At 63.1% G+C, this 17682-nt stretch carries 18 protein-coding genes; 11 read left to right on the plus strand and 7 right to left on the minus strand.

The annotated features are described in order from the left end of the window. The first annotated feature begins 98 nt into the window (after positions 1-98). A complete protein-coding gene (gene denD / locus BB934_RS19980; RefSeq protein WP_099511190.1) occupies positions 99-1079 on the plus strand; it encodes a D-erythronate dehydrogenase in 981 nt (326 codons plus the stop codon). Positions 1080-1092: 13 nt separating this feature from the next. Here denD and BB934_RS50580 read toward each other — a convergent pair whose 3' ends face one another. Both BB934_RS50580 and BB934_RS19990 read right to left on the minus strand, forming a co-directional pair. Beyond that, on the minus strand, positions 1093-1290 hold the full coding sequence (locus tag BB934_RS50580; protein WP_335645575.1) for a hypothetical protein: 198 nt from the start codon (positions 1288-1290) through the stop codon (positions 1093-1095). 266 nt (positions 1291-1556) lie between these two features. Further along, on the minus strand, positions 1557-1841 hold the full coding sequence (locus tag BB934_RS19990) for a hypothetical protein (RefSeq protein WP_099511192.1): 285 nt from the start codon (positions 1839-1841) through the stop codon (positions 1557-1559). Between the two features lie 151 nt (positions 1842-1992). Here BB934_RS19990 and BB934_RS19995 point away from each other — a divergent pair, with 151 nt between their 5' ends. The 5 genes from BB934_RS19995 (at position 1993) to BB934_RS20015 (ending at position 6672) form a co-directional block, all read left to right on the plus strand. Next, positions 1993-3327: a globin-coupled sensor protein gene (locus BB934_RS19995; protein WP_237050026.1), complete on the plus strand. Its 1335-nt coding sequence runs from the start codon at positions 1993-1995 to the stop codon at positions 3325-3327. Between the two features lie 193 nt (positions 3328-3520). Beyond that, complete coding sequence (locus BB934_RS20000) at positions 3521-3733, plus strand: hypothetical protein (protein WP_157934233.1); 213 nt, start codon at positions 3521-3523, stop codon at positions 3731-3733. A 197-nt stretch (positions 3734-3930) separates the two neighbouring features. Continuing rightward, positions 3931-4911, plus strand: coding sequence for a S1C family serine protease (locus tag BB934_RS20005; RefSeq protein ID WP_099511194.1), 981 nt, complete (start codon positions 3931-3933; stop codon positions 4909-4911). 55 nt (positions 4912-4966) lie between these two features. Continuing rightward, positions 4967-5803 (plus strand): aldo/keto reductase, encoded by an 837-nt coding sequence (locus BB934_RS20010; protein WP_099511195.1) that lies wholly within the window; start codon positions 4967-4969, stop codon positions 5801-5803. Between the two features lie 26 nt (positions 5804-5829). After that, positions 5830-6672, plus strand: coding sequence for an inositol monophosphatase family protein (locus BB934_RS20015; RefSeq protein ID WP_418294710.1), 843 nt, complete (start codon positions 5830-5832; stop codon positions 6670-6672). Here the strand turns inward: BB934_RS20015 and BB934_RS20020 are convergent. Together BB934_RS20020 and BB934_RS20025 are read right to left on the minus strand one after the other, a co-directional pair. Then, positions 6663-7304, minus strand: coding sequence for a helix-turn-helix transcriptional regulator (locus BB934_RS20020; protein WP_099511196.1), 642 nt, complete (start codon positions 7302-7304; stop codon positions 6663-6665). The two genes, BB934_RS20015 and BB934_RS20020, sit on opposite strands and share 10 nt — an antisense overlap. Then, positions 7301-8416 carry an aminotransferase class I/II-fold pyridoxal phosphate-dependent enzyme gene (locus tag BB934_RS20025; RefSeq protein ID WP_099511197.1) on the minus strand — a complete coding sequence of 372 codons (1116 nt, stop codon included), beginning with the start codon at positions 8414-8416 and terminating at the stop codon, positions 7301-7303. The genes BB934_RS20020 and BB934_RS20025 overlap by 4 nt, the downstream gene beginning before the upstream one ends. Positions 8417-8602: 186 nt before the next feature. Here BB934_RS20025 and BB934_RS20030 point away from each other — a divergent pair, with 186 nt between their 5' ends. Genes BB934_RS20030 through BB934_RS20045 form a run of 4 tightly spaced genes read left to right on the plus strand, consistent with a single transcriptional unit; the run spans position 8603 to position 13060 of the window. After that, positions 8603-9718 carry an aminotransferase class I/II-fold pyridoxal phosphate-dependent enzyme gene (locus tag BB934_RS20030; protein WP_099511198.1) on the plus strand — a complete coding sequence of 372 codons (1116 nt, stop codon included), beginning with the start codon at positions 8603-8605 and terminating at the stop codon, positions 9716-9718. A gap of 12 nt (positions 9719-9730) precedes the next feature. Beyond that, a complete protein-coding gene (locus tag BB934_RS20035) occupies positions 9731-11128 on the plus strand; it encodes a M20/M25/M40 family metallo-hydrolase (RefSeq protein ID WP_099511199.1) in 1398 nt (465 codons plus the stop codon). After that, positions 11125-12087, plus strand: coding sequence for a pyridoxal-phosphate dependent enzyme (locus tag BB934_RS20040; protein WP_099511200.1), 963 nt, complete (start codon positions 11125-11127; stop codon positions 12085-12087). Before BB934_RS20035 ends, BB934_RS20040 begins: the two co-directional genes overlap by 4 nt. Positions 12088-12100: 13 nt before the next feature. After that, positions 12101-13060 (plus strand): Rossmann-fold NAD(P)-binding domain-containing protein, encoded by a 960-nt coding sequence (locus BB934_RS20045; protein WP_099511201.1) that lies wholly within the window; start codon positions 12101-12103, stop codon positions 13058-13060. A gap of 22 nt (positions 13061-13082) precedes the next feature. Here BB934_RS20045 and BB934_RS20050 read toward each other — a convergent pair whose 3' ends face one another. The 3 genes from BB934_RS20050 to serA all read right to left on the minus strand — a co-directional run bounded on the left by BB934_RS20050 (position 13083) and on the right by serA (position 15806). After that, positions 13083-13700, minus strand: coding sequence for a hypothetical protein (locus BB934_RS20050; protein ID WP_099511202.1), 618 nt, complete (start codon positions 13698-13700; stop codon positions 13083-13085). 150 nt (positions 13701-13850) lie between these two features. Beyond that, positions 13851-14441, minus strand: coding sequence for a hypothetical protein (locus tag BB934_RS20055; protein WP_099511203.1), 591 nt, complete (start codon positions 14439-14441; stop codon positions 13851-13853). A 117-nt stretch (positions 14442-14558) separates the two neighbouring features. Continuing rightward, on the minus strand, positions 14559-15806 hold the full coding sequence (gene serA / locus BB934_RS20060; protein ID WP_099511204.1) for a phosphoglycerate dehydrogenase: 1248 nt from the start codon (positions 15804-15806) through the stop codon (positions 14559-14561). Between the two features lie 653 nt (positions 15807-16459). Here serA and BB934_RS20065 point away from each other — a divergent pair. Then, entirely contained in the window at positions 16460-17620 is a 1161-nt protein-coding gene (locus BB934_RS20065) for an O-antigen ligase family protein (protein ID WP_210422112.1), read from the plus strand. Positions 17621-17682: the final 62 nt, after the last annotated feature.

A 17682-nucleotide genomic window follows, 5' to 3' on the forward strand; every position in this document is an offset into this window, starting at 1 on the left:
GCCCTGCACCGTTCGAACGATGATCGAGCGGTGCAGGGCCGATTTGTCTTCGCGTTCCCGATGTTAATGACGCCCGAACCGAGAGAAGACCTCGATCGATGCAGATTCTCATTCTCGGAGCGGCCGGAATGGTCGGCCGCAAGTTGACCGAACGCCTGGTGAAGGATGGAAAACTGGGCGACAAGGCGATCACCCGCCTCATCCTGCATGACGTCGTTGAACCTCAGCGTCCCGATGTTTCGTATGATGTCGAGACACTGACTTCCGACTTTTCTATCCCGGGAGAGGCGGAGAAGCTGGTGGCGGGCCGCCCCGATGTGATCTTCCACCTTGCAGCGATCGTCTCGGGCGAGGCGGAAGCCGATCTGGAGAAGGGATACCGGATCAATCTCGACGGGACGCGGTTTCTCTTCGATGCCATCCGCGCCGTGGGAGGGGGATACAAACCTCGCCTGCTGTTCACATCGTCCATCGCGATCTTCGGAGCACCATTCCCGGACGCCATCGGCGACGAGTTCTTTCTGACGCCCCTCACGAGCTATGGCACGCAGAAGGCCATCGGCGAATTGCTGCTGGCCGATTACACGCGGCGTGGTTTCTTCGACGGCGTCGGGATCCGCCTTCCGACCATCTGCGTCAGGCCGGGGAAACCCAACAAGGCCGCCTCCGGCTTTTTCTCGAGCATCATTCGCGAGCCGCTGAACGGTCAGGATGTCGTCCTGCCGGTTTCGCTCGAAGTGCGCCACGCGCATGCCTCGCCGCGTTCCGCCGTCGGCTTCCTAGTGCATGCGGCGACCATGGATACCGGCCTGATCGGCCCGCGACGCAACCTGACCATGCCGAGCGTCTCGGTGACCGTCGGCGAGCAGATCGATGCCTTGCGGCGCGTTGCTGGCGAGGGGGCTGTTGCCCACATCCGCCATGAACCCGATCCGACGATCATAGGCTTCGTCGAGGGATGGCCGCGCCGTTTCGATGCACGCCGTGCCGAAAGCCTCGGATTTCGCGCCGAGACAAGCTTCGATGAAATCGTTTCGGTCTATATCGAAGACGAGCTGGGTGGCGTGCTGCCGGCCTGAATGGCTGCAGAAGTTAATTCTGCGGCCGCTCCGGAAAGAGCCTCTGCCGGAGCACCGCCCATTTCTGGATCGCCCAAAGCGTGAAGCGTCCCACCGGCTTCTGCAGGAAGGGCACGTCATAGGCGATCAGGAGCAACCCGAGGGGCAGCATCCACAATCCAAGGAATGGCAGTATCGAGACGACCCCGCCCAGCATCAGGAGGATGCCCACGGGAATCCTGATCCATCTTGCATTGGGATGGCGGAGGTTGCGGAGGACGTACGCGACTTTTCCCGGAACCTCATGTTCCAGATGTCTGAATGCCTGCCGGAGAACGGCTCGGCCGCTATGCGGTGTCATGCTTGCAGACGAATTCGTTGGCGACGGCGAAGTTCCATTCAGATCAAAATGCCGAGTGGCCGTTAACCTCAGATGAATTGCGCATCCGAGGCATCGAACCGCTCTGTCGATGGGCCGCGCCTGCAACGCTTTCGGTTTTAACGTGTCAGTCCGGACAGGGCATCCGCAACGGCCTGTGTTCCCTGTTCGCGAATCCGCGCGACCCTGACGGCTCTATCCTTTTGCTCGAGGTGATAAAGATAGGAGTCGAACTCGAGCGGAAGGGCAGGGTCGCCGAGATAGCGAGGTTTTTCCGCGCGCTCGTAATAATCCGCCCTGAGCATCCGTCCGAGGTGCTCTTGAACCGAATGGGGCAGGAGCGGCGCGTTGCGTCGGGTGGAGGCAATGAAGGATCCAGGATCGTCTGCAATGTTATCAAGCATCGATTTCCCCCGCAATAAGGCTTAGGTTAATGCTTGGTAAAGGCGTTGGTTTCATGGGAAGGCGGACAAAATTGCCGCACCTTGGGCCGGCAAGCCTCAACCCAGCCAAATGCCGTAGGACGTCCCCTGATTTAGATTTTGGGGGAACGCCTTGCAGACCGATCCATCTCTCACGGAGCGGCTCAAGTTCATGGGCATCGACGAGACTGCCTGTCAGGAGCTTCGCTCCCTGTGGCAGCAGGTGGCGCCGGAGCTGCCGAGGATCCTCAAGCGCTTTTACGCCCATATGCACCGGCAGCCGGCATTGTCGAAGATGATCGGAACGCAGCAATCCCGGCTGGTCTCCGCCCAGCTGCAGCATTGGGGCCGGCTCTTCAGCGGCAACTTCGACGCCTCCTACCTCGAAGGGGTCCGCCGCATCGGTCTCATTCACAACAAGATCGGCCTGGAGCCACGGTGGTATATCGGTGGCTACGTCTTCATTCTGAACGAGCTGGTTCAATTACTCTCGAGAAAGCACCGCTTCAACGGCATGTCGCTGGCGCGCAAGTTGAGCGTGGTCAATCGGGCGGTGATGCTCGATATGGACCTTGCCATCTCGGTTTATCAGGACGCATTCGTCGAAGACCGTCAGCGAAGAGGCAAGGCGCTGTCGCAAGCCGTCGCTTCGTTTTCCGATGCGGTTCAGGAAAGCCTCGAGATCTCGGGACAGGCGAGCGACGCTTTGTCGGAGAGCGCCACTGCGCTCGATGAGGCGACCGGCGATGCCAGCACCTTGGCGATCCAGGTCACGACAGCGGCCGAGCGAACGGCATCGAACATGCAGTCGGGAGCTGCGGCGACGGAGCAGCTCGCGGCGTCCGTCCGCGAGATCGGCCAGCAGGCCAGCCGCTCGGCGGACGTTGCGCGGCATGCCCTGGAGAGTTCGCAGCGCACGAAGGATTCCGTGACAGGCTTGGCGGAGCAGGCCAGGCAGATCGGCGGCGTGGTCGATCTGATCGAACGGATTGCGGCGCAGACGAATCTGCTCGCCCTGAACGCGACCATCGAAGCGGCCCGTGCCGGCGAGATGGGCAAGGGCTTCGCCGTCGTGGCGCAGGAGGTCAAGACCCTGGCCAACCAGACGGCCAAAGCGACAACCGAAATCGGCTCGCGCATCGGCGCGATTCAGGAAGCCACCCAGCAGAGCGTTGCCGATATGGACGGGATCGGCCGGATCATGGTGGAGTTGAGCGGCATCGCCACGGCGATTGCTGCAGCTGTCGAGGAGCAGGCTGCGGTCACGTCCGAGATTGCAGTCAGCGTCCACCAGACGACAGACCACACGCATTCGGTCGTTCGCAGCATCGAAGCCTTGACCGGATCGACAGCCTCAGCCGCTGTCGCGGCGCAGCACGTGTCGGATGCCAGGCAGACTCTGGATCAGCAGCTCCGGCGCCTGAAGCAGGATATCGACCGTTTCCTGACGACTGCGCAAGCCGCATAGACTGGGCCGCGGCCCGGCGTCGCGACGAGGTGCGATCTCGCCGGCATGACTTCCGCAGCGACAGTTTTGCCGTCGATCCGTGTCTTTTTTGATACAGACACGACCCCGCAAATCAGACACCTTGTTCAACGCTGGATTGGAAGGGCTTCCGATCCGAAGGGCAGGGCCGCAAGGCTTCGCTGCGGGGGCGCAGGTGGAACAGACGGATCAGGACATCGAGCATATCGCTCGTGCGTTTTTTGTTGCCTGGCATCAGGACGCCTCCTGGGAAACTGCATCGAGGATCCTCAAGCACGAGTTTCGCCTTTATGCCCGGCAGGCCATCGGCATGCTCGAGAAGAACCAGGAGCGGGCATGGACCGCTCCCCGTGAAGCGTTGCGGTTCGACGCCTTCGAGGCTGCTTGAGCCGAACCTCCGACCTTTCGCCCGATCAAATTGATTCAAGATCGAACCTTGGGAATTCCCCGGATCCGCCCCTTTCGGGCTGTCAGTCGACCTCACGGCTTTTTGTGCGTCATGGTTTGGCGGCCGGTTGAAGGCTCCGCTTTTCCTGCCATGTTGAAAGGGTAAGGTCTCTCGGCAGAGGGTCTGAGGAGTCTTTCATGCAATCGCCCGAAGAATGGGAAATCCCTCCTGAATACCAGCCCGACCCGCGCACCCTCGGCTACGATCTCAAGAATGCTCTGGCCGCCGTCGTTTCCTTAAGGGCGACGGTTCCCGACGATGCGTTCACGGCCGAGACTCTTGGGACCGAGCGGGCAGGGCAGGGCGTCGCCATCCGGGATGACGGGCTCGTCGTTACGATCGGGTATCTGATCGCCGAGGCGGAAGAGGTGTGGCTGACCACGAGCAAGGGCCGGGTCGTGCAGGCGCATGTGCTGGCCTATGATTACGAAAGCGGCTTCGGTCTGGTGCAGTCTCTCGAGCCGCTGGGCATCCCCGTCCTCGCCCTGGGCGATTCCCGTCGCCTGTCGCCCGGCGATCAGGTCGTGATGGGGGGCAGCGGCGGGCAGCGCCATTCGCTCGCCGCCCAAGTCGTCGCCTGCCAGGAATTCGCCGGCTATTGGGAATACCTCATCGATTCAGCCGTCTTCACCGCTCCCGCCCATCCCAACTGGGGTGGAACGGCCTTGATCGGCCCGCGTGGCGATCTGGTTGGGATCGGCTCGCTGCAGCTTCAGCATCAGGCGTCCGGCGGGGCTGTCGTGCCCCTCAACATGAGCGTGCCCATCGATCTTCTGAAACCGATCCTGGACGATCTCCTGACCCGCGGGCAGGTAAGGAGAAAGCCGCGCCCCTGGCTCGGATTCTATGTTGCAGAGGCCGAGGACGATGAGATCACGATCATCGGGCTGGCCGGCGACGCCCCAGCCCAGCGCGCCGGCTTAAGGGCTGGCGATCAGGTGCATGCGGTCGCGGGGCAGGCTGTGACATCGCTGGCGGAATTCTATCGCGCGATCTGGGCGCTCGGGCCGGCGGGTGTCGACGTGCCGCTCACCCTCGAACGGGAGGGTGACAGGTTCGACGTGACCGTCAGGTCAGCCGATCGGGGCCGTTTCATGAAGCCGCCCCGTCTCCAATAATTTTGTCGGAGCCGTCGGCACGGCAGCTTGGACGGTTTCCAGCGGAGACAAGCACATGAGCCTCACTGTCACTCTGCCGAAAGGCGAAGCCGTTCCGGCCCTCGGGCAGGGGACTTGGCAGATCGCGGAGAATGCCGCTCGCCGGGCGCAGGAGATCGAGGCTCTGCGCCTTGGCGTCGAACTCGGCATGACCTTGATCGATACGGCTGAGATGTATGGCGAGGGCGCTGCGGAGGAGCTTGTCGCCGAGGCTCTTGCGGGGCAGCGCGAGCGCCTCTTTCTCGTGAGCAAGGTCTATCCGCACAATGCGAGCCGCCGGGGCGTCGTCGAGGCCTGCGAGCGCAGCCTGAAGCGCCTGAAGACGGACAGGCTCGACCTCTATCTGCTGCACTGGCGCGGAAGCGTGCCGCTCGAGGAGACGGTGATCGGCTTCGAGGAGCTTCGCCGCGCCGGCAAGGTCCGCCGTTGGGGCGTCAGCAACTTCGATACCGACGATATGGATGAACTGTTCGAGGTTCCGGACGGTCCGAACTGCGCGACGAACCAGGTGCTGTACAACGTCACCCGCCGCGGGCCCGAATACGATCTGCTGCCATGGATGACGGAGCGCGGCATGCCGCTCATGGCCTACAGCCCGATCGAGCAGGGCCGGATTCCGCGCAGAGGCGCGCTGCAAAAGGTTGCGGAGAAGCACGGCGCGAGCGCCTTTCAGATTGCCCTCGCCTGGCTTTTGCAGAAGCCGGGTGTGATCGCGATTCCGAAAGCCTCGAGCCCCGAACACGTGAGAGACAACTGCCGCGCGCTTGAGATCCGGCTCGATCCGGAGGATCTTGCCGCCATCGATGCCGAGTTCCCGCCCCCTAAGCGCAAGCGGCCGTTGGAGATGATCTGACCGGACGGTCGACAACACAGGATTTCATGAGCCCGATGCCGTTCTCAAGAGCCGATGCCCTCACCGTCGCGGAGATCCTCAGGGATGCGGCAAAGACTGAGATCCTGCCGCGATTTCGCAATCTGTCGGCGGGCGCCATCCGCACGAAGACGTCGCAACTCGATCTCGTTACCGACGCGGACGAGGCCGCCGAGCGGATGATCGAAGCCGAATTGCTGAAGGTCTTTCCAGGAGCGCGTGTGATCGGCGAGGAGGGCGTCAGCCGGGATGCGAGGCTGCTCGACGGCTTAGACGAAGCGGATCTCGCCTTCATTCTCGATCCCGTCGACGGCACGATGAATTTCGCGTGCGGCCTGCCACTCTTCGGCGTCATGGCGGCGGCGGTGATGAAGGGCGAGATTGTCGGAGGGATCATCCTCGACCCGATCTCCGACGATTGGGCTGTGGCCGTTCGCGGAGAGGGCGCCTGGGTGCAGCGCCCGGATGGCAGCACCATTCCGCTTCGCGTCGCTTCCGCGGTGCCGTTGGAGGAAATGACGGGCAACGTGTCATGGCGCTACCTGCCGAAGGAGCTTCGCCCGGTCGTGACCGGGAACCTGTCGCAGGTCGCGATGGCGGCCGATCTGCGCTGCTCGGCGCATACCTATCGCCAGACCTCGGCCGGATATCTGCATTTCTCGTTCTCATCGAGCGTGCTGCCGTGGGATCACGCTGCGGGTTGGCTGATCCATCGCGAGGCCGGCGGCTATACCGCGCATTTCGACGGCTCGCCGTACCGTCCCGTCAATCGGGGCGGCGGCCTCATCAGCGCACCGGACAGGGCGAGCTGGCAGCTTTTGCGTGACGCGCTTCTGCCGCCTCAGGCCTGATCCTTCTTGAGGTAGTTGTAGACCGTCGCGCGGCCCAGGCCGAGCACGCGCGAGATATAGGCCGCCGCATTGCGCCCGCCGAAGGCGCCGTCGCCGGCAAGATCCGTGACGAGCTGCTGCTTCTGGGGCCGGCTCATCTCGGCAATGGTGAGGCCGCGTTCGCGCGTCCAGCTCTGGATGTATTCGTTGATGCGCTCGTGCCAGTCCTCCTTGAACAGCGAGGCGGGCTTTTCCGGTGATTGCGGCACGGCCACGAGCGCGGTCAATGTCTGCATGACCGCGTGGAAATGCGAGACGTCCACGTTGATGCAGAGAACACCGATCGCCCTCTCGCCCGAGCGCAGGACCGCGCTGACCGATTTGATGCGCCGCCCGTCCCAGTTCACTTTTTCATAGGGGCCGATGATGATGTCGGTCGGCTTGAAGTCGATCTCGTGCAGGAGCGACGGCTCGCCCAGCTCCCGCTTCGAGAAGGGGTTGGAGAGATGGACCACGGTCTCGGTGGCGAGATCGTGCAGCACCACCTCGGCATAGGGCTGGAAGAGCAGCGCGATGGCATCGCAGACAGGCGCATAGCTCGCCAGATCGGGCGTCAATGCCGTCTTCCCATCGGCTTTGCGGGCGCGGCTCATGCAAGTTCGGTTCGCACAAAGTCTGCAAGCCGCTCCAGTCCCGCTTCGAGATGATGAGCCGGTGCGCCGATGCCGATGCGGATGTAGTTGTCCATGCCATAGACATCGCCTGGCAGCAGCATGATCCCGCGTTCCTCGCGCAGGCGATGCACGAGATCGGTCGAGTTCATCGGCATCGCATAGCGGAGGAACGCCATGCCGCCGGCCTTGGGCGGCACGAAGGAGAACAGGTCGCTGTTGGCGTCGACCCAGCGCTGCAGCAGGGCCAGGTTCTCGCGCAGGATGCGCTTGCTGCGCGACAGGATTTCCTGCCGCTTGGCCGGCTGCACGGCAATCTCCGCCACGAACTCGCTGACCGCGCCCGTGGTGATCGAGGTGTAGTCCTTGCGCTGCCAGGAGGCGTAGATCTCCTGAGCCGGTCCGACGAGCCAGCCGATGCGCAGGCCCGGAAGCGCCATCGCCTTCGAGAGGCCGTTGGTGACGATGGCCTTCTCGTAGAGATCGGCAAAGCTCGGAGGCTCGTCCCGATCAAGCTCCGCTCCCTTGTAGACTTCGTCGGCGTGGAGATAGATCCCATGCTGGCGGGCGATCGCGACGAGGCCGTCCATGGTTTCGCGCGGCAGCACGCTGCCGGTCGGGTTGTTGGGATTGCAGATCGTCATCATCTTCGTGCGGCTGGAGACGGCCTTGCGCACGTCGTCGAGATCCGGAATCCAGCCGAGTTCCTCGCGCAGCAACACTTCCTTCACCGTCACGCCGATGGCGCGCGCCCAGCCCCAGATCTGCAGGTAGTTCGGCACGAACACCACCAGCTCGTCGCCGGGCTCGAGCAGCGACATCACGAGAAGAAAGTTCGCCTCCGCCGATCCGTTGGTGACGATCACATGGTCCGGGTCGCGGTTCGGATGGAGGTTGGCGATGGCCTGCCGCAACTCCACGCGGCCGTTCGTCCAGCCATAGCCGAGCTCTACGTCGAGCAACTGGTTCTGCTGCTCGGGCGTGAGAAGCTCGCGCAGGGAATAGGGATGCACGCCACTGTCGGAGAGATTGTACTCGACGGTGTTTTCGTAAAGCGATTGGATGCGCTCGAGCGTGAATTCTTCGATCTTCATGACATCCCCACAGGACTGGCAGGCTGGAGACGTCGTGTAACACCTGAGATTTGGACTTTAAAGTCTAAAATGGACTTGACGGTTTAATTTAGCTCCTGCCATGGTCCGTCCCGCATCCGGGGATCGGAGCGGCCGGCAAGGGCTGCTATCCTCATCGCGTCGCTTGCCCGAAGAGGAGCATTGGGAGTGCAGTTCGAGACCTTCCTCATGGAGCGGAATCAGACGCTGTTCGAGAACGGCGTCGAGATCAATCTCACCGAGAGCGGGGTTCATCCCTGCGCCATCGAGGAGATTCTGCCGGCGCAGGAGGCCCAGGCGCTGCTGCGCCTGCCGCTCGGCTATGGCTGGACGGATGGCAGGCCCGATCTCAGGTCGGCGATTGCCTCTTGGTATCCCGAAGCCTCAGCCGCCAATGTGCTGGTGACGAACGGCTCCTCCGAGGCGACGATGATCGCGCTGATGGCGATGATCGATCCCGGCGACAAGGTCCTCTTCGCCGTTCCGAACTTCATGCAGGTCGACGGACTGGGCCGCGCGCTGGGCATGGACATCCAGCGGCTTCCGCTCCTCGCCGACCGGGGCTGGCAGGTCGATCCGGAGGCCCTGAAGGCTGCGACCGGGGACAGCGTGAAGCTGATTGCGGTGACCAATCCCGGCAACCCGACCGGCGCCGTCCTGTCGCAGCGCAGCCGCGAGGCGCTGCTCGACGCGGCGCGGCGGACAGAAGCCTGGCTCCTCGTCGACGAGATCTATCGCGGCGGCGAGATCGACGGAGCGGAAACGGAAACATTCTACGGCGCCTATGAGCGCGTGATCGTCACCAGCAGCCTGTCCAAGTCCTTCGCCTGCCCGGGCCTGCGCCTCGGCTGGATCGTCGGGCCGGACGTTGTGGTCGAGGAGGCGGCGAAGCGGCAGGATTACACCACGATCGGCAGCGGGATCCTGAGCCAGATCCTCGGTGCCGCCGTCATGGAGCCGAGGAACCGCGAGCGCATCCTGGCACGAGGCAGGGCGTTGCTGCGCGAGAATGCCGATATCGTCGAAAGCTGGGTCGCCAAGCGGAATCGCTGGTCCTGGCAGCGCCCGGCAGCCGGCGGCATGGCGTTCCTCCGCTACGATTTCGAGATGCCGTCGGAAGTGCTGTCGAACGAGCTGCGGGAAGAGCAGAGCGTCTTCGTCGTCGCCGGAAGCTGGTTCGGCATCGAAAGCCATATCCGCATCGGCATCGGCGTGAAGACCGAGCATCTGGAGGAAGGGCTTTCCCGTCTCGACAGGTTCCTCGCCCGCCGCGGCCTCGCCTGACGAGCGAAGGCGATGATCCCGGACGATCACTTCCTCCGTGCCTTCGACGATCTTCGTCGTCTCGTGAGCCTGCCCTCGGTCAGTGCGCGCGGGGACAATCTCGTCGAATGCGCGCAGGCCGTGCGCGATCTGCTCGACGAGGCCGGATTTCGAACGGAGATCTGCGACGGGGGGATCGGCCCCTATGTCGTCGGAGAGATCGGCGCCGGGCCGCTGACCGTCATGATCTACAATCACTTCGACGTCCAGCCAGAGGATCCCGTCGCGCTTTGGCACAGCCCGCCGTTTGAGCTCACCGAGCGGGATGGACGATGGTACGGACGCGGTGTCGCCGACGACAAGGGCGAGTTCATCAGCCGCCTCGCAGGCTGGCGTTTGTTCCGGGAGCAGCATCCCGACCCGCTGCCGTTCCGGCTGATCTGGCTGGTGGACGGCGAAGAGGAGATCGGCAGTCCGTCGTTGGAGAAGTTCCTGAAGCGGCGCTTTCCGGGCGAGAGGGTGGATGTCTGCTGGTGGGAATATGGCGAGATCGATTCGAGCGGGCGCCCCATCATCCTCTGCGGATTCAAGGGCGTGATGGCCGTCGAGCTGCGCTGCCGGACCGCGAAGGCCGATCTGCATTCGAGCCTCGGTGCCGTCTTCGACAATCCCCTCTGGCGCCTCGCCGCGGCGACCGCATCGTTGCGCGACAGGTCCGGACGGGTGCTGATCGACGGCTTCTATGATGCCGTCCGGGCGCCGGCGCAAGGCGAAAGCGATCTCGCGTCCAGCCCTCCCTTCTCGTTCGATAGCCTCGTTCAAGCGACGGGCGGGCAGCGGGTTCTGCAGGGCATCGATGATGCGAATTTCTATCAGGCGATGAACTTCGCACCGTGCATGAACGTCAACGGATTCTCCGGCGGTTATGCGGGAGAAGGAGCCAAGACCGTGCTGCCTGCGGAAGGTTCCGTGAAGATCGATTTCCGTCTGGTGCCCGACCAGGATCCGCAGCACGTGGTTTGTCTGCTGCGCGCCCATCTCGACCGCCACGGCTTCGACGACATCGAGCTCGTCGTGCACGATGCGAACGTCAAGCCTGTCCGCTCCCCGACGGAGCATTGGTTCATCCGGGATGCCAAGGAACTTCTGCAGAGGCATTTCGGGCAAGCACCCATCGTGCAGCCGAGCTCGCCCGCCTCCGGCACGTCGCATCCCTTCGTCGAACAGCTCGGAGCGGATATCGTCGGCATCGGCATGACCCATCACGGCGCCATGCTTCATTCGCCGAACGAAAACATCATCGTCGCGCAGTTCGTCGCGATGACCGAGTGTTCCGCTGCGATCTTCCAGAGGCTTGCGCAGCGGGCGAGCGAGAAGGACGATGCGGATGCTCGGATTGCCGACGAGCCAGAGATCGGAGTAACGCCATGAACAGCATCGTTCTTGAATCCGCGGCCCGTTCGGTGCAGGCGCACCGGCGCATCCGCAGCCATATCTATGAGACGCCGCTGCTGCCGTCGCGCCGGATCGGGCGCGAGACCGGCTCCGCCGTGTTCTTCAAGGCCGAGAATTTTCAGCTCACCGGCTCCTTCAAGATCCGCGGTGCCGCCAGCAAGATGACGTCGCTCGGCAATGAGCGCGCAGTCATTACCGCTTCATCGGGCAACCATGGCATCGCCTCGGCGCAGGCTGCCTCCTCCATCGGCCAGGCTCTGACCGTCGTTCTCCCCGAGACGGTCGCCCAGGCGAAGCTCGAAAAAATCCGCTCCTACAATGTCGACGTGATCCTGCATGGCGCCGAGAGCGGATTGGCGGAGCTTCATGCACAGCGCGAAGCCGCCACGCGAGGCCTCGTCTATGTGTCTCCCTACAACGATCCCGAGATCGTCGCCGGGCAGGGCACCATCGGGCTCGAACTGCTCGAGCAGGCCGGGACCATCGACAATGTCTTCATCGCCATGGGCGGCGGCGGGTTGATCGGCGGCATCGGCGCGGTTCTCAAAAGCTTCAGCCCGAGAACGCGGGTCTTTGGTGTCGCCGCGCAAAATTCCGCCGCTCTCGCCGCATCCATCGCGGCAGGGCGCGTCGTCGAAACGGAACATCTCGACACGCTCGCGGACGGGGTTGCCGGCGGCATGGACGAGGACAGCATGACCTTGCCGCTGGCGACGGCTGTTATCGACGAGGTCGTCACCTGCACGGAAGCCGACATTGCGCATGCGCTTAAGGAACTGGCCTTCAAGGAAAACCAGATCGTCGAAGGTGCGGCGGCTCTTGCTCTTGCCGGTTTCCTCAAGGTGGCGGAACGCTGCCGGGGACAGACGAACGTCGTGGTGCTCTGCGGCGCCAATTTCGACCGCGACGCAATCTTCTCTGTCCTGAACGGTTAGGATCGCGGGAACCATGGCCGCTGCAACCTCGATCACCTTTCTCGATCTGCCGCAGATCGAGCAACGTCTCGAAGGCCTCGATCTGGTCGGCCTGATGGAGGATGCGTTTGCAGCTTTCTCGCGCGGCGAAGCCGTCGTTCCGGCGCCCGGCGAACTTCTGTTCGGCGATCCGCCGGGCGAGGTGCATATCAAGTACGGATACCTGACCGGCGGCGACACCTATGTCATCAAGATCGCCTCGGGTTTCTGGAACAACCCAGCGATCGGTCTGAGCAGCAGCGACGGCCTGCTTCTCGTTTTCAGGAAGGCGACGGGCGAGCTGATGGCCGTGCTCAACGACCGCGGACGGCTGACCGATCTTCGCACCGCGGCGGCCGGCGCCGTCTCTGCAAAGCATCTCGCTCCTGCCAGCGTCGATGCGATTGGTGTGCTCGGAACCGGCATCCAGGCGGAGCTGCAGGTTCAAATGCTTCAATCGGTCCGCCCGTGCCGGAATGTCGTGGTCTGGGGCCGCAACCCGGAGCGCGCTTCGGCCTATGCGAAGCGGATGCGCAGGAAGGATTTCAACGTCGACATCGCGCGCTCGTCAGCGGAGGTGGCAGAGCGATGCCGATTGATCGTCACGGCAACTGCGAGCGCCGCTCCGCTGCTCCATTGGCGCGACATCCGGCCCGGAACGCATATCACGGCCATCGGCGCCGACAGTGCCGACAAGCAGGAATTGGACGAGGCCATCATCCGCAACGCCGACATCGCGGTGACGGACAGCCGGAGCCAGGCGCGCTCGCGCGGAGAAATTGGCCATGCCTATGGCGACAATAGATCGGCTGCGGACAGGATCGTCGAAATCGGTGAGATCGTGTCAGGAACGGTCAGGGGACGCAGTGCTGAGGATCAGATCACCGTCTCGGCTTTTTCAGGTCTCGCGGTTCAGGACATCGCAATGGCCGCGGCGATCCTGAAGCAGTCATGACGCCCGGATAGCGTCCCGACCGTCAGCAAGCGGTTTGAGGCATCAGATCGATGCGCTCGACCAAAGCGTCGATCTCTGCGACCTTTCTGAGCCGGGCTTTGCAGCGTCTGTCCATCTGCCAGGACCGGGCAATACTCAGCGCCAGAAGCGGCAGCGCCCAGACGATGCCGACGGCTTCGAGGAGAACCAGGGTCAGGGCGGCGATCGACAGGATCCAGACCTCGATCCGCCCGAAACCTTCCGTGAATTCGTTCTGCATCAGCAATTGCTGGCGCTCGATCAGGAGACGCGTCTTGGCATGATCCAGCTTGGATCTCTGAGGCGCTAACGGCAGAGCGCTTCGCAGGGTCGCGAGGCCGTTCTTGAGATCGGCGAGGCTCGATGATCTCTCCGCAGATTCGGGCTCGCGCGCGATCGGCGCGAAGGCTGCCGCGATGCGCCGATAGAAGACGACGAGGGCAGGCGGCTGGTTGTCCTGTTCGATCGGGATTTCGACGGCCTGAAAACGGTCCGTGATGCGGCTGCGAATCTGAGCGGCGGTGGTTTCGGGTTCGTCGCCCCGATCGTTCCGCTGAAAGGACGCGGCAACGTGAGCGGCAATCGCGCTCTCCAAAGCGGCCTCGGCCCTTTCTATCGACATTCGCAGCTTCCTCCCCCGATGCCCCGGTCTCGTTCGGCCGAGCACACGGCCGTCGATTCCGATAGGACAGCTTCGAAGCTGTAGAGGATATGGTTAATAAATGGTTAACGACCAGCGCCGCGCCTGACAGACCGGGGGATAAGTCCGGCGTCAGCGTGCCTCGTCACGCGGCTCGTCCTGCAGCATGCCGGCGAGGTCTTGGAGAAACTTGATCGAGCCCGGCGGACGGCCCTCCTGCTCCGCAATGGTGATGATGTGATTCAGGATGTTGGCGATCTCGCCCAGCTTGGCGACGCGGCTCGCCGACAGAACATGGAAGAAGGTGGAGACGGCGACCGCGATAGCCTGGTCGTGCTCCTCGAGCCGGCGGCTTTGCTCCTTGAGCGCCTTGATATCCTTTTCCTGGGCCGAGACGATCTCGACCAGGGTCAGCATCTGCTCGGCCAGGGTGTCCAACGAGGCGTCCATGTCGGTGGAGCGGTCCAGATCCTCGATGCTCGGCGGCACGGCGCGGGGGAGGCGGTCGGGAGCCTGATGTCCCAAAGCCTGTGCCAGCGAAGGCAGCAGGGACGCTACGCGGTCATGCTGCTCGGCCATCCTGTCTGCTTTCGGCACGTCCTCCTCGTCGTGCACGACATGCGTCTCGTCGGCGACGACCGCAGGCATGCCTGTCGCCCGCGCGAATTTGGAGGCGGTCTGCTGCAGCAGACGACGCAGCTTCACGTGAAGTTCTGCAATCACGTTCCCACTTCCGCTCCAACCGGCATCGGGCCCTCGCAAGGGAGAGCACCGGACCGTACCATGCCTCGGAAGCGAATGCTCCAGGAAGGTCGCGATGCGGTTAAGAGACTCGACCTGTCATCCGCGCGCATAGAGCAGGCGGGCGCGGATCGTTCCGTCGAGCGCGCGGATCTCGTGAAGGGTATCCCGGCTGTGCTCGGGCGATCCTTCAGCTTCGATGACCACGTAGCCGATCTCGCCGTCAGTCTGCAGGTGCTGCGCCGTGATGTTGAGGCCGCGCTGCGAGAACACGTTGTTGAGACGCCCTAGGATGCCGGGCACGTTCCGGTGCACGTGGATGTAGCGTGTGCCGGTCAGCCGTGGCGGCAGCTGCACCTGCGGGAAATTGACGGCGCCGATGGTCGTGCCGACATCGGAATACTCGACGAGCTTCTTGGCGACCTCTGCGCCGATGCGCTCCTGCGCCTCTTCCGTCGAGCCGCCGATGTGAGGTGTCAGAATAACGTTGTCGAGCCCCTGCAGCGGCGTGACGAACGCGTCCTTGTTGGAGGCGGGTTCGACAGGGAAGACGTCCACGGCCGCACCGCGCAGATGTCCATCCTTCAAGGCCGCAGCGAGCGCCTCCAGGTCGACAACCGTGCCGCGGCTGTTGTTGATGAGATAGGCGCCCTTCTTCATCGCTGCGATCTCGGCCTTGCCGATCATGCCGTGCGTCGCGGGCGTCTCGGGCACGTGCAGGCTGACGATGTCGCTCTCGCGCAGCAGAGCGTGCAGGCTGTCGGCGGGCTCTGTGTTGCCGTGACGCAGCTTGTCGGTCTGATCGAAGAAGATGACCCGCATGCCCATGGCCTCGGCCAGATACGAGAGCTGCGAACCGATATTGCCGTAGCCGACGATGCCGAGGGTCTTGCCGCGAACCTCGTGGCTGTCGACGGCCGACTTGTCCCATTGTCCCGCATGAGCGCCGGTGGATTTGGGGAACGTGCGCCGGAGCAGCATGACGATCTCGCCGATGACGAGTTCGGCCACGCTTCTCGTGTTCGAGAAAGGCGCGTTGAAGACCGGAATGCCCGCATGCCGGGCAGCCTCGAGATCGACCTGGTTCGTGCCGACGCTGAAGCAGCCGGCCGCGATCAGCCTGTTCGCCGCCTCCAGCACCTTGCCCGTCAGCTGCGTCCGGGAACGGATGCCGAGCAGGTGGACGCCCTGCAGCGCTCCGATCAGATGAGCCTCGTCGAGAGCGGTCTTGAGATGGGTCAGGTTGGTGTAGCCGGCGCTCCTGATCAGCTCGACAGCGCTGTCGTTTACTCCCTCGAGCAAAAGAACGCGGATCTTGTCTTTCTGAAGAGAGAACATCTCGCTCATGTCAGCTCCATTTGCCGTGAGCCGATGCTTTAGCCTGCCGGACCAATGGGGAACATCCCCTTTGATGCATCCTGGCCATGTCTCAGAAGTCCGGGGCGCCCCTCGGTCGGAGGAGGGGGCTAATCCCTATGAACCGTCCCGGTTCGGCCGGGCTGGGTTATCATGAGCCAATCCGGTTGCAGCGGCGGCCGGTCAAGGAGGCGGGAGCCGGTGCCGGATGTACGCACGGCTCCCGTTCCATTTGGGCCGCCCCGGCCGCGGTCGAAACCCGGCGTCTCGCTCAAAGTTCCTCCGCCCCCTTCGGGTTCCATTGCCCCGGCCTTCACCTGTCAGCTATCGTTGGACCTTGCCCAATAGGGTTCTGCGCCGGCCTTGAGATCGCGACATTCCGCCTTTCCATGGTCGGCGGAGCATCGTCGGACTATGAATAGAGTTGCTTCTCGCTTAATGGTGCCACTGCCGCGCGAAGGTCCTATGGCCGGATTTAAGGTTTTGACGACGGAAATTGCATGTTTGCTGAATTTAGAGAGTGCTATAGGCGGAAGTATGCAGCCGTCGCGCAGAGTTCTATGAATTCGGAAGAGATGCCTTTGCGATCGGCCGGGGATAAACGTGACCGGCTTCGCATTCATCTGGACAATATCGGTCATGGATTGATCGTTCTGCTTCCGATGGCGATGGCAGTTGCCAACCGTTCTTCTCCGTTGGTTCTCGCCTGCGCTGCCTTATTCGTTCTTGCCTCGCGCCTGGTCTCCGACGGCAGCGATTCCTATCGCTTGGCTCTGAAAGGGCTGCGAAGCTCCGCTCTGGTTTTCGCCATTTGTGGAATTGTCTATCCCCTCGTGACGCTCGCTTGGGCTCTGAAGCCGGCTCTGGGCCTGTTCTCGTGGGGCGAGGCAGTGTTGCCCGCGGTTTCGAGCGCGGTCCTGATCGTCAGCTGGCGCATCGCACCCCCGCCCCGGTGGATGGTGGGAGCGCTTGCGACGGCGATGCTGATCGCGGCCGGGTTTATCGTCGCCGAACTCCTGTTCAAACTGCCCTTGCGGCATCTCTACGGCGGGCGCCTCGCCACTTTCGTTCACAACAGGCCGGTCGTGACGCTGCTTCTCCTGCTTGGACCGGTCCTCGTCCTGATCGGGTTTCACAGGCGGTGGATGCTCTGCTGGCTGGTATTGCTGGCAACCGTGGTCGCCATCCTCGAATCCGAAAGCGAGGCGGCGAAACTCGGCTTGGTTGCTGCAGCTGGGACCTTTGCGCTCAGCTATGCTCCGTTTGTTTGGGTGAAGCGGCTGCTCACGGTCGTTCTTCTTGGGCTGATCTGGATGCAGCCCTTTTTCGGAAGCACGGTTGAGAGGATCATGCCCGAAAAAGTGATCGAGGCCACGAAGGCCGGGAACTCGGAAGCGCGCATCGAGCTCTGGAAGGCCTTCGGCGATGTCTCCCGCCGTTACCCGATCTTTGGAACGGGTTTCGCATCCTCGCCGCATATGGGCAGTCATCCGGTGGCAGCCGAGATCGACCCCGCCTATCGTACAATGCTGAATGTCGGCCACCCCCATAACGCGTTTTTGCAGGTCTGGGTCGAGCTGGGGGCGATTGGCGCGCTCTTTCTGACTGGGCTCGTCCTCTGGGTGATGAAAAGCCTTTCGGGCGCCCCGGCCGATATTCGTCGCATCGGCTTGGTCACGCTCATGACGACCAGTGCGATTGCGCTCGTCAGCCATGGCGCCTGGCAGGGGTGGTGGATCGCGGCGGTCACCCTCGCTGCCGCGCTCCTGACCCTCCGCCCGGCTCCTTCGCAGCCGGTGGAATGAGGCAACCGGCAGAGCGTTGAGCCGCGCCGCCTAAATTGTCAGGCTTGCCGGGATCCAAGGAC

This window comes from Microvirga ossetica, assembly GCF_002741015.1.
GTDB lineage: Bacteria > Pseudomonadota > Alphaproteobacteria > Rhizobiales > Beijerinckiaceae > Microvirga > Microvirga ossetica.